Here is a 13,546-nt window from a genome sequence, read left to right as displayed (position 1 = left end):
AGAAATGAGAAAAAGTATTCTTCTATTAGCCCTATTTCTAAGTTCGCTTAGTTTTGTACAAGCCCAAAAATTAGACATAATTCCAAAACCTGTATCCGTTCAGCAAAGTGCGGGACAGTTTGTTTTGCCTTCATCATTAAAAATTGTTGTAGACAAAAAACTGAAAAACAGCGCGGATTATATTACTTCAGATTTTTCAAAAAATACCGGAATTACCCCACTTGTTTCGATTGGAAAAAAACATGGAAAAAATACTATTTCATTTCTGGTAGACAAGAAATTAGATCTTCCGAACGAAGGATATCAATTGGAAATAAATGAAAAAGGGATTTTCGTAAAAGGAAAAACAGATAAAGGCGTTTTAAACGGATTCCAAACTTTACTGCAAATTTGCTCTGCGAAAGAAGTTAAAAAAGGAACTCTTCCGTTTGTAAAAATAGAAGATTATCCTCGTTTTGATTGGCGCGGAATGATGTTGGATTGTTCAAGACAATTCTTCGACAAACAAACCGTAAAAAATTATATTGATTGGTTGGCTGCTCATAAAATGAATGTTTTTCATTGGCATTTAACAGATGATAACGGCTGGAGAATCGAGATCAAATCGTTGCCAGATTTAACTTTAAAAGGCGCTTGGAGAGGTCCAGGCGAAGTTTTGTTGCCATCTTATGGTTCTGGAGACAAACGTTATGGAGGTTTTTATACGCAAGAAGATATTAAAGAAGTGGTGGCTTATGCTGCAAGTCGCGGTATTTCGGTTATGCCAGAAATCGAAATTCCGGGGCATTCACGTGCGGTAACAGCTTCGTATCCAGAAGTGGGTTGCGCGATAACGCAGGAACTGAAAAGTGTTCAGGGCGAAGTAAAAAATGTTTGGTGTGTAGGACGTGAAGAAAATTATGATCTTCTGGATTCGATTATCAGAGAAGTATCTGGATTATTTCCTTTTGAATATATTCATGTTGCGGGAGATGAAGTCAATCGTGCCAATTGGGAACATTGTCCAAAATGTCAAGCTTTAATGGCAAAAGAAGGATTTACAGACAGTTTCCAGCTTCAGAATTATTTCTTTAAAAGAGTTCAGAAAATTGTTGACAAATACCACAAAAAAACAGATGGCTGGAATGAAATCCTGAAAGGTGGAGAAATTGATCCGAACACATTGATTTCTGCTTGGCAGGGAATTAGTTACGGAATTGAATCGGCAAAAAAAGGGTACAAAACCATTATGATGCCAGGACAGTTTACCTATTATGATATGGCGCAATCTGAAACAGAACGCGGCCATCGTTGGGCAGCGATTACCGATACCAAAAGAGCGTATTCGTTTGAACCAATTCCTGATGCCGATTTAACTCCCGAAGAGCAGAAAAATATAATTGGAGTTCAAGGTGCTTTGTGGAGTGAATATTTAGATCGTCCTGCAAGAATTATGGAATACCAAAGTTATCCGAGAATCAGCGCGTTATCTGAAATTGGATGGTCTAAAAAAGAAGATAAAAACTGGGATGATTTTTATGGAAGATTAACCAATAGCCATTTAAAAAGATTGGCTGATATGGGAATTGCTTTCAGGGATTTTCCACCAACAGCCATTTATAAAAATGGAACCATTACTGTGACGCCACCTTATGAAGGTGCCGTTGTAAGATTTGATAAAGATGGAAATGAACCAACAAGACAATCGCCTTTGTATACAGAACCAATTCAAACTAAAAATTACGAGCAATATATGTTTAGAGTATTTTTTAATGAATATGTAGCAAGTCCAGCAGTGAAAGCTGAAAAATTGCCTGTTGCCAATTGGAATATTTCAAAAGCAGAAGTTTTGACTATGTCTGAAAATATCTCAGATCATATAGATAAAAAAGGCATTTGGTATCTAAGTTTTAATCCGACAGATGATGGAGCAAATGGAACAATCAAAAATGTGTCGCTTTTTGAAAACGATAAATTAGTGCAGACTTATGCAGACGAAAGAGCACTAAAATCAAAACCTCGATTGAGATTTTTAATTGATAATTACAACGAAAAAAATACCTATAGATTAGATTTTACAGTCGAAAATAAAGAAGAAAAAAAATCTGAGGCAAATGTAAAATTCATCTGTACGCCTTATCAGGAACCAGAAGTGAAAGTGACTTCATCGATGGCAGAAAATCCGAAGTTTCCAATTTCGAATCTGCAGGATTATAATGAAGAATCATATTTGCGTACCGATGTTGCTTGTAAAGACGGCGACTGGATTTTGTATACCTTTAATAATCCTGTAACCACTTCTAAAATAGATGTTTTAACTGGAATTCCGCATCACCCAAGATTTATCGTTAACAATGGTTTTGTGGAGTTTTCATACAATGGAACGGATTTCATAAAAGGCGCTGATTTTGATTACGGAAATGCTTCAATTTATCCGAAACAGCCTGTAAAAGCAGTTAGAATACAAATTACAGGAACCAATAATGAGCCTTTGATGGCAGGACAGGACTTAAAAATTAATCCATAGTACTATGAAAAATATTGGTATTAAAATTATATTGGTTTCCTTGATTTTCTTGGGAATAAATGGCTATTCTCAGGAAAACTTAAAACAACCAGATGGTTTAGAACGAAATAAAGTTTACATTGATTCGATGATGACAAATGCTCTTGAAAAAGGTTTTTTTCCAGGAGCACAAATTATTGTAGGAACAGGAGATTCTAATCTGATATCTAAAAATTATGGTTATCATGATTACACCAAAAAACAGTTAGTAAAATCAGATGATGTTTTTGATCTGGCTTCGATGTCTAAAGTTTTAGGAGCAACGCTTGTAACAATGCGTTTGGTTGGAGATGGGAAAATTAAATTGACAGATCAAGTAGGCGAAATTGTTCCGATGTACAAAAACACAGCTATATCCGATTTAACGCTTTTTGAATTGCTAACGCATACTTCTGGATTAACGCCAAGTATCACTTTTTATCAAGCATTACTTTCTACACCAGATAATTCACCTTTTTTGAGCAATCAAAAATCAGAGCAATATGTTGAGCCTTTTGATAATATGTATGTAAATAAAAACATTATTTACGATTCAAAATATTTGGTTTTTGAGCCAAAGGAAAACTGGGTTCAGATTTATAAAAATATGTGGCTCAATCCAGAATTTTATCCGTCAGTTTATGAAAGGATTGCGAAAGCAAATACAAATCCGAGAGGGAAATATTTGTATAGCGATTTAAATTTGCTTTTGGTGAAGCAGATGATTGAAACCAAAATGGGCAAAAAACTCGATGAGTTCACAAATGAAATTTATACTGAGTTAGGCATTTCAAAAATTGGATATAATCCGTTAAAATGGACTTCAATAGATAATGTAATGCCAACTGAAGTAGATAATTTCTTTAGAAAAGATACTGTAAAAGGTTATGTGCACGATGAAGCGGCAGCCATTTTTGGAGGCGTTTCTGGAAATGCAGGTTTGTTTGCCAACGCAGAATCGATTGCCGTAATCTGTAAAATGTTAATGAACAACGGAAATTACAAAGGAAAACAGATTCTAAAAGCCAATATCGTAAAAGAGTTTACAGATTCTCCACTTGCCAAAGAAGGAATTTATCGCGGTTTAGGTTTCGATAAAAGAAAACCAGACGAGTTTTTTACAAAAGACGATTTTGGACATACAGGTTTTACGGGAACTTTTTTCTTTATGAATAGAAATACAAACCGATTTTTAATCATTTTGACGAATCGTGTTAATCCAACTAGAACAAACAGATTAATGTACAAAGACGATTTTAGTGCTAAAATCTGGAGGCAAATTAATAAATAAAAGTTTGCCACGAATTGCACGAATTTCCACGAATTAATTTTTTCAATCTGTGAGAAAAATTTAGCCACAGATTAAGAGGATTAAAATGATTTTTTTTACATAAAATATGTAAAAAAAGAATTAGTGAAAATTCGTGTAATTAGTGGCAAAATAAAAAAGAAATCTGTGAGAATCCTTTTAATCTGTGGCAAAAAAATAAGCGTGATAAAAAAAACTAATCATAATCAGATTGAGGCTGGAATTTCAGAAGAAGAAATCAGAAATAACAGGAAAGAAAGTTTCGTTACATTAAAAAAATGTGCGCTAAATGTTTGATTTATAAGTAATATCTCTCAGTTTTGCTTAATTTTTAGCAAAATAGATCATTAATTCATCCGGACTAGTTATAATTACAAAACTGGTATGCTTTATTGGTACGGTAAGCAATTACTTTTGCCAAAAAAATAAAAACCAAAATGAAAAAGATCTATTTTGCTGCCTTTGCAGTAATTTGTACCAATTTTTACGCACAGACAAAAAAAGATTCCATCAACCAAATGGATGAAGTCATTATTAATGAAGGCCGTTTTAATACACCAATTTCTAAACAAAACAGAAATGTATATGTTATTTCGAGCGAAACCATTAAAAAACTGCCAGGAAGAACATTGCAAGAAGTATTGCAATATGCCAACGGAGTAGATATCAGACAAAGAGGACCATTCGGAACTCAAGCCGACATCAGTGTTGACGGAGGAAGTTTTGAGCAGACTGTTGTTTTATTAAACGGAGCAAAAGTAATCGACTCGCAAACAGCTCATAATATGTTGAATCTGCCTCTTCCGGTTGAAGCAATTGAAAGAATCGAAGTCGTTCGCGGACCGGCAGCAAGAATCTACGGAATTAACAGTTTAACAGGAGCAATTAATATTATTACCAAAAAACCAACCGATTCTGGATTTATGGTGAGCACTTATGCAGGATCAAATTTCGAAAAAGATACTCAAGATACTGGTGATACTTTTTACGGAGCAGGAGTTCAGGCTGGAGCTGTTTTAGGAAAAGAAAAACAACAGCATATCCTTTTTGCTTCGCATGATAAAAGCAATGGTTACCGTTACAATACAGCATTCGAGAACAACAAAATTTTCTACCAAGGAAATGTTCAGATCAATGATAAAAATGAAATTTTAGGTTCTGCAGGTTATATCAAAAACGGATTTGGAGCAAACGGATTTTACGCTGCGCCAGGAGATAAAAACTCAACAGAAATTGTTCAGACTACGTTTGCCAATCTTCAGTCCAATCATCAAATTACAGATAGCTGGAAAATCATGCCGAGAATAACATATCGTTATAATTATGATGATTACCGTTATTTAGGAAATTCAAATCTGGCAGTTGGAAGAAGTCAGCATTATACCAATTCTATTGCAGGAGAATTAAACTCTACAGTTAAATTATCTAAAGGAGAAATTGGTTTTGGAGCTGAATTTAGAAATGAAAACATCCACTCTTCAAACATTGGAGATCACGATCGCGAAAATGTGGGACTTTATGCAGAATACAGAAGAAGTTTTACTGAAAAACTGGATGTAAATATCGGAACATATTTAAATTACAATTCAGATTATAAATGGCAGATTTATCCTGGAATCGATGCTAGTTATGCTATTACAGATGCATTTAAGATTATTGGTAATGTGGGAACAAGCCAAAGAATTCCGTCTTTTACAGATTTATATTTGAAACAAACCGGAAATATTGGAAACCCTGATTTAGATTCAGAAAATGCTTTTCAAAGTGAAATTGGATTCAAATACAACAAAAGAGCTTTGAGTTTGAATGCGAATTATTTCTACAGAAAAATCGACAATTACATCGACTGGATGCGTAATGCTACAAATGTGCCTTGGCAGAGTCAGAACAAAGGAGATTTAAACACAAACGGAATCAATTTACGCGGAAATTACAGATTTGATTTCTCTAAAGATTCTAAATTAAGTATTCTTTTAGCTTACACGTATTTAGATTCAGAATTCAATAGCACGCGTACAGAAACCTATTCAAAATATGCAATTTCGTCATTAAAACACCAAATTACCAATACAATAGATTATCAGTTTAAAAACTTATCTGTAATGTTTGCAACTCGTTTTAACGAAAGAATTACAGGTCCTTCTTATTGGGTAAATGATTTTAGAATAAGTCAAGCAATTAATAAATTCACTATTTTCTTAGATGGGCAGAATATTTTTAATGCAACTTATTATGAGGTAGGAGCAGTTCCGTTGCCATCACGCTGGTTTACTTTGGGGGTAAAACTGGTTACTTTTTAAAGAGAATTTTTTTCAGAACTTTAGATTGTTAGAAACAGCCTGTAAGCTTTATGTTTACAGGCTGTTTTGTTTTTGAATGAATAAAAAAAACGGTTCTTTTCTAAAATGTTAATTTTTTTTTAAATTAAGAAATCATATAAACTTTTTTAAAAATGATATAATAATTTTATGGTTTAATTTGTTGAATTTTACTGAATTACGAATGAAATGATAATCAACTTTCAATTTTAGGAAAGTGTAAACCAGAAAAAAAATGGACAGAAGAAATAATCAAAACGATTTATCCCAAGAAAGTGTAGATCGTACTCAGGAATCAAATTGGGATCCAATTTTAGGATATCATATGTATTTTCCGCATGAAGAAAGTATAGATGAAGATTTAAAGGAAAGAAAAGACGCTGTTCATAAACCTAACACTGGAGATTGGGGAGATGATAGTGATTATGAAGAACTAAGGCATAAAAAGAGTTCTGATATGAATATTAGTACTTTTGGAAATGAAGATACAAAAACAGATTGATGGTAAAAGAGCGGAAATTTTCCGCTCTTTTGCATATTATACACCTGCAGCGTGAATCTTTAATTCTAATAAAAACTGAATTTTAAATGATTCTGATTTTTTAAATCGAAGAATTTGTAGGAGGATTTATATTGATATTTAATTTTTATGAAATCGCATTGAATAATGTTTATAGTAAATGCCTTTTTATTTATATTTGAGAAGGAATTTAACAAATTTGAGTGTATTTTATAAAATTAAACAGCATTAAAAATTATTTTCACTCAGTAGATGATGGAGTTAATAAATAATTTAGATCTTCTAAAAACCGCTTTTAATGCTGCGCCAAATGGTATTGCAGTTTTAAAATCTTTGTATACTACTAAAAATAAGATTGAAGATTTTTCGGTGTTGCTGTTTAATGATTATTTTATAAACTGGATCAATAACGAAGACTACAAAGAAAAAAGATTCAGCACAGTTTTTTCTAAAATAGGAGGAAACACAATTCTCGAAAAATGTATTGAAACCGCAGAAACAGGAATTGCATCCTGTTTTGAGCAATGTTATGAGGATGAAAGAGGAAACCACTGGTTGAAATTTACAACGGTTATGCAAGACGAACTATTGGTGGTGACAATGGAAGACATTACCGAAAAGAAGCATGCTGAAAATGAACTCAATAATGCATTAATTGAAGCTGAAAAACAAAAAAGACTTTACAATTCTATAATAAACGGAACTCCCGATTTGGTTTATGTATTTGATCTGGATTATAAGTTTACTTATGCCAATAAAGCCCTATTGACAATGTGGGGTAAATCGGCTGAGGATGCTATAGGACGCGGATTAATAGAAAACGGATATGAAGATTGGCATGCCGAAATGCACGAAAGGGAAATAGACACCGTAGTCGCTGAAAAAAAAGCTATTAGAGGAACTGTTTCTTTTCCGCATGCAGAACTCGGAAGAAGAATTTACGATTATATTTTTGTTCCAGTTTTTAATGAAAAAGGAGAAGTTGAACTTGTGGTTGGAACTACAAGGGATATTACTGAAAGTAAACAAGCAGAAGAAAAACTGCAGCAAAGTGAAAGCCGTTTTCGGAAAATGATCCATCAGACGCCAGCTCCAACTTTGGTGTTAAAAGGTGACGATCTAATTATTGAGCAGATAAATAAACAGATGCTGCAAATGATTGGCCGTGGAGAAGAAATTATTGGCATGCGATTGATTGATGTGCTGCCAGAACTTGAAGGCCAATATGTATGGGAACAGGTTTTAAAGGTTTATAACGAAGGAATCCCTTTTGATCAGAGCGAGGTTCTTGTGCCGCACAATCGAACGGGAGAATTAAAAAACTATTATTATAATTTAACGTATCGACCTTTAATTGAAGAAGGACAGATAACAGGAATGATACAAGTAGCGGTTGAGGTTACAGAACAAGTTGAAGCCCGCCAGAAAATGGAAAAAAGCGAAAACCGTTTTCGAGCTTTAGTCAATGCATCGTCTGATTTGGTTTACCGTATGGATGCCGATTGGATGGTGATGCAAAGTCTTGAAGGAGGAGGAAGGCTTTCTGGCACTGGTGGCCATAGCGTCAATTGGCTAGATAAATTTGTTCATCCTAGCGATTTGGAACAAGCAGTTCATTTGATTTCTAAATCTATCGTAGAGAAAAGCATTTTTGAAATGGAACACAGAATTATTAAAGAAGATGATTCTGTACGATGGGTTTTCTCCAGAGTGGTTCCGATATTAGATGAAAAAGAAAAAATCGTAGAATGGTTTGGTGCGGCTAGTGATATCACTTCACAAAAAGAACTTCAAAATGTTATAGCAGAAAGCGAAGAGAAATTTAGACAGCTTGCAGATTTGGTGCCGCAAATTATCTGGACCGCACAACCCGACGGATTTGTAGATTATTTCAACAGCAGATGGTATGAGTACACTGGTTTTAACGAGAATGAATTTGGCGATTCAAGTTGGGTTCCAGCACTCCATCCTGACGATGTTTATGATGTTTTAAGAACTTGGTACCAAAGCGTTAATGCGGGTTCTTCTTATCAAATGGAATTTCGTTTAAAAAATGGAATCTCGAAAGAATACCATTGGTTTTTGAGTAAAGCACTCCCTATTAGAGATAAAGAAGGAATCATTACCAATTGGTTTGGTACTTGCACCGATATTCATGAACAAAAATCAATTACCGAAAAACTGGAAATTTTGGTGGCAGACCGCACCAAAGAACTCCAACGTTCAAACGACGATTTGCAGCAATTTGCCCATGTTGCGTCGCACGATTTAAAAGAACCCGTTAGAAAAATAAAAACGTTTGTAAGCCGTTTAGAAGACCATCTTGAAAATCAGTTGGATGAATCGACAACGAGATATGTTGAAAGAATTCATGTAGCGGCAGACCGAATGTTTACTATGATTGACGGGGTGCTTGCCTATTCTAAAATCAATGCCGACTCGCAAAAAGCAACAATCGTTGATCTTAATGAAGTTATAAAAAGCATAGAAACCGATCTGGAAATTTCGCTTCAAAGAACAGGCGGAAATATTTATTATCAAGGACTTCCTGTTATTGAAGGAGCTTCCGTACTGCTCTATCAGCTATTTTATAATCTGATAAACAATTCTATTAAATTTGCTAAAGAAAATGTTCCGCCACAGATTACCATTAATGCAAAAGAACAAATTGAAGGCGGTAGAAGGATAGCTGTAATTACTGTAGAAGACAACGGAATTGGGTTTGATCTCGATCAGACTGGACGTATTTTTGAAACCTTTACCCGTCTAAACTCTAAAGACCGTTATGAAGGAACGGGCTTAGGATTATCTCTTTGTAAAAAAATAGCAGAACGTCACGGAGGAAACATCACCGCAACTGGCATTGCTGATAAAGGAGCTGTTTTTAGCATTACATTGCCATTTGAACAAAGAGAAAAAGATATTTAATCATGAGTAAGAAAATAATATTATTAGCCGACGATGATCAAGATGACGCAGAAATGTTTTGCGAAGCCTTGGCTGATATAGATCAAAATATTATTTGTCATTGTGCAGAAAATGGTGATAAAGCACTGAAAATGCTGAAAAATCAAGATAAGATTCCAAGTGTCGTTTTTTTAGATTTAAATATGCCTATTATGAATGGGTGGGAATGTTTGAAACAATTAAAATCGGAAGAGAATTTTAAAGATATTCCAGTGATTATGATTTCTACTTCTTCGCATAAAAATGATATGGAAGCAGCTGGAAACCTTGGAGCATTCTGTTATTTTGTAAAGCCAAATAATTTTAACGATCTAAAAAAAGTCCTCGGATTAATTACTTCAAATCTCGAAAACGGATTAAAAGAACCTCTTTTAAATCTGGAAAAGAATAAATATCTGCATCTTTTTCTTTAGAATTTATAAATACATTTCGATTCCAAATCTAAAAACGTATGAATTTCTTTTATAAATAAGAATTTCAAAATAAGATCATTTCTGTTTTAAAGTTTTGATTATAAGAGTTTTGATTCCGTGTTGAAAAGTGGTTTAAATTAATTTGTAAAAAAAAACTAATTTAAACTATATTAATTCGGTAGAATTAATATATATTTGTATCAGAAAAATTATAAAATGATACTTATCCAGAAAGACTGAGGGAATAGGCCCATTGAAGTCTTAGCAACCTGTTGCCGAATAAGGTGCTAAATCCTTCCGCTGTATGCGGGCAGATAAGAAAGATTTCATCCGTAAATCTGTTTAAGATCATCCAATTAAAATTTATTAAAATGAAAACTGAATCAATTTTATATGCTGGTTATGAGCTTTTGAATATAATTTTCGAAGAAAATAGTCTGGCCGTTTTTCGAATGTAAAAAACAGTAATTCTCCCTTAGATTCTCTTTTTAAAATACAATCTGCTGATGGTTTTTTCATCGGCCAGAAACCCTTTTGTCTAATCTTAAAAACTAAAAATAAAATGAAAAAAATACTATTAGGTTTTGCTTTGTTTCTTGGAGTTGTTCAAACTCAGGCACAGGAAAGTAATTTACAATTAAAAGGTACTGTCGCAGATACTGTGGCGCAATACGTTTACTTACAGAAGTTTCACAATAAAATGTTTACCACGATTGATTCGGCAAAAGTAAAAGACGGAAACTTTAGTTTTAAAACAAAAGTTAAAATACCAGATTTATACGGATTAAGCGTCAATACAGAAAGTTCGCCATTGTATATTTTCCTCGAAAAAAATCCGATTACAGTAAAATTGAGTCCGAAGAAATATTATACAGCCTCTGTGGTTGAAGGTTCAGCTTCACAAGATTTGTTTGAAAGCTATAAAAAGAGCAAAGATGTTGAAATCAGCAAATTCATAACAGAAAATCCAAAATCTATTGTTTCTGCTTATGTATTATACAGAAACTGGTCGTACAGATTAACGCCAGAGCAGATTACACAAAATATTGCTTTGCTGGATAAAAGTCTTCAAAACACCACTTACGTGAAAGAATTAAAAGAACTGGCTGTTGTTTTAGACGGATTAGCAGTAGGTAAAAAAGCTCCAGATTTTACAGCCAATGATCCTGACGGAAAACTAGTTAGACTTTATGATAATTTAAAAGGCTACACCTTGGTAGATTTTTGGGCTTCATGGTGCGGTCCTTGCCGAAAAGAGAATCCGAATATCGTAGCGGCGTACAAAGAATTTCATGATAAAGGATTCAACATCGTTGGAATTTCTTTAGATAAAAAGAAAGAAAACTGGATTAAGGGAATCAAGGATGATAATTTAACGTGGACACATGTTTCTGATTTGCTTTTCTGGAACAGTGCTGTTGCCAAATTATATGGTGTGAGAGCTATTCCAGGAAATTATTTAGTGGATTCTAAAGGAATAATCGTTGCCAAAAACCTGCACGGAGAAGAGTTGCAATCTACATTAAAAAGACTTTTAGGGCAGGCAAACTAATTTATTTAAACACATAGAAACATAGTTTTTCTGTATCTAAAAAGGCATTTCATTTGTTTTAACAAACATAGCTATGTGTTAAAATCTAGATTTTTTCAAATATCTATTATTTAGAATATAATCTATGTTCCTATGTGTTTAAAAAGATTTAATCAATAATAAATTTAATTAAAATGACAAGGATATGAATGCTATTGAGCCAACAACAAAACCAACAGAACCTGAGTGTTACTTCTCTAAGTTTAGAGAAAATACAGTAGGAATTGACCATACTTTTGAATCGGTTTATGGAGAACAAAATCTAGTTTACGCAGACTGGGTTGCCAGCGGAAGATTATACGCGCCGATTGAAGATATAATGCTCAATAAAATTGGTCCAATGATTGCCAATACGCATTCACTTTCAAGTCAGACTGGAAAAACCTCTACTTATGCCTATCAGCATGCGAGAGATATTATTAAAAAATCGGTTAATGCCAACGAATCGGATGTTTTGGTAACTACAGGAAGCGGTATGACAGCAGCTTTATCGAAATTGCAGCGTATTATGGCGCTTCGAACCAAATCGGAAGAAGATAGACCTGTGGTATTTATCACACACATGGAGCATCATTCCAATCAGGTTTCTTGGTATGAAACAAATGCCGAAGTAGTTATTCTGCCACCTGATGAAAATAATTTAGTTGATCCAAAAGCTCTTTCATTAGCAATCAAAAAATACGCAGACAGAAGCTTAAAAATTGGTTCTTTTACCGCTTGTTCGAATGTTACAGGAATTATTACGCCTTATCACGAATTAGCCAAAATCATGCATCAAAACGGCGGACTCTGTTTTGTAGATTTCGCAGCCTCAGCGCCGTATGTCAAAATCGATATGCATCCAAAAGATCCAGAAGAACAATTGGATGCGATTTTCTTTTCGCCACATAAATTTTTAGGTGGACCCGGAACTTGCGGTATTTTGGTTTTTAATGAAAAATTATATCAATCTGATTTTCCTGATAATCCAGGCGGAGGAAATGTAAGATGGACTAATCCGTTAGGAAAATATTGTTATAGTGATGTTATAGAGGTTAGGGAAGATGGCGGAACTCCAGCATTTTTGCAAGTTATTAGAACCGCATTGGCTTTAGAATTGAAAGAGCAGATGAATGTGGAGAAAATCAAAGAAAGAGAAAAAGAACTGCTTGATCTTTGTTTTTCGAGACTTCAAAAAATACAAGGTTTATCCATTTTAGGCGATTTAACCACAGAGCGAATTGGCTGTGTCTCGTTTGTGATTGAAGATATCCATTATAATCTGATCGTTAGGCTTTTAAATGACCGTTTCGGAATTCAGGTTCGTGGAGGTTGGTCGTGTGCAAGTACTTATGCGCATTATCTGTTTAATATCAACGAAAAGAAATCGGCGGAAATTACAAATGAATTATTGCAGCGAAATCAGACCAATAAACCAGGTTGGGTGCGTTTGTCACTTCATCCGATTATGAGTAATGAAGAGCTTTTTTATATCTGTGATGCGATTGAAAAAGTCGCTTCAAATTATAAAAAATGGAAAAAAGATTATGAATATAATCCAGTTTCAAATGAATTTGAGAATCCCGAGATTAAAGATACCATTGCAAGAGAAGTAAATGAATGGTTTAAGTTAGTTTGAGTATAGTTAGTTAAGTTCTAACCTGACAGGTTTTTAAAACCTGTCAGGTTCCCAATGAGGTAATATTCCGTAGGAATATCTCATCGGTAGAAAAAAAAATAATATTTATACGCCGATAATTACATTTTGATTTCTTTCTAAAATTGCAATGATCCATCTGATTGTTGCATTTTTTTTGCTTAAAAGGAGTTCTAAATCATTAAAAATTGTTCCAATTTATAAAATGAAACAATTTTGAGGGTTTGTACTGTAAGGTGTTGATTAATAATTGTTTAAATTTATGCAA

8 protein-coding genes and 1 riboswitch are annotated in these 13,546 nt (G+C 33.8%); all 8 genes read left to right on the top strand.

Translation table 11 applies throughout. From position 1 onward, the window contains the following. Nucleotides 1-4: 4 nt before the first annotated feature. Nucleotides 5-2,506: a beta-N-acetylhexosaminidase gene (locus DMA14_RS21130; protein WP_111426473.1), complete on the top strand. Its 2,502-nt coding sequence runs from the start codon at nucleotides 5-7 to the stop codon at nucleotides 2,504-2,506. A gap of 4 nt (nucleotides 2,507-2,510) precedes the next feature. After that, the gene (locus tag DMA14_RS21125; protein ID WP_111426472.1) at nucleotides 2,511-3,815 is read left to right on the top strand and encodes a serine hydrolase domain-containing protein; all 1,305 of its coding nucleotides are present in this window, start codon (nucleotides 2,511-2,513) and stop codon (nucleotides 3,813-3,815) included. A 455-nt stretch (nucleotides 3,816-4,270) separates the two neighbouring features. After that, nucleotides 4,271-6,133, top strand: a complete 1,863-nt coding sequence (locus tag DMA14_RS21115) for a TonB-dependent receptor plug domain-containing protein (protein ID WP_111426470.1) — start codon at nucleotides 4,271-4,273, stop codon at nucleotides 6,131-6,133. Between the two features lie 253 nt (nucleotides 6,134-6,386). Further along, nucleotides 6,387-6,653 carry a hypothetical protein gene (locus DMA14_RS21110; RefSeq protein WP_111426469.1) on the top strand — a complete coding sequence of 89 codons (267 nt, stop codon included), beginning with the start codon at nucleotides 6,387-6,389 and terminating at the stop codon, nucleotides 6,651-6,653. A gap of 270 nt (nucleotides 6,654-6,923) precedes the next feature. Next, entirely contained in the window at nucleotides 6,924-9,599 is a 2,676-nt protein-coding gene (locus DMA14_RS21105; RefSeq protein ID WP_238990017.1) for a PAS domain-containing sensor histidine kinase, read from the top strand. A 2-nt stretch (nucleotides 9,600-9,601) separates the two neighbouring features. After that, on the top strand, nucleotides 9,602-10,051 hold the full coding sequence (locus DMA14_RS21100) for a response regulator (protein ID WP_111426467.1): 450 nt from the start codon (nucleotides 9,602-9,604) through the stop codon (nucleotides 10,049-10,051). A 220-nt stretch (nucleotides 10,052-10,271) separates the two neighbouring features. Then, a riboswitch (SAM riboswitch) is annotated at nucleotides 10,272-10,372 on the top strand. Nucleotides 10,373-10,613: 241 nt separating this feature from the next. Next, a complete protein-coding gene (locus DMA14_RS21095; RefSeq protein ID WP_111426466.1) occupies nucleotides 10,614-11,603 on the top strand; it encodes a TlpA disulfide reductase family protein in 990 nt (329 codons plus the stop codon). Between the two features lie 184 nt (nucleotides 11,604-11,787). Next, nucleotides 11,788-13,260, top strand: coding sequence for an aminotransferase class V-fold PLP-dependent enzyme (locus tag DMA14_RS21090; protein ID WP_111426465.1), 1,473 nt, complete (start codon nucleotides 11,788-11,790; stop codon nucleotides 13,258-13,260). The last annotated feature ends 286 nt before the right edge of the window (nucleotides 13,261-13,546 follow it).

Source organism: Flavobacterium sharifuzzamanii (assembly GCF_003254585.1).
Taxonomy (GTDB): Bacteria; Bacteroidota; Bacteroidia; order Flavobacteriales; family Flavobacteriaceae; genus Flavobacterium; species Flavobacterium sharifuzzamanii.
The sequence above is the reverse complement of the archived record's forward strand: the minus strand, read 5'-3'. Positions and strand labels throughout refer to the sequence as shown.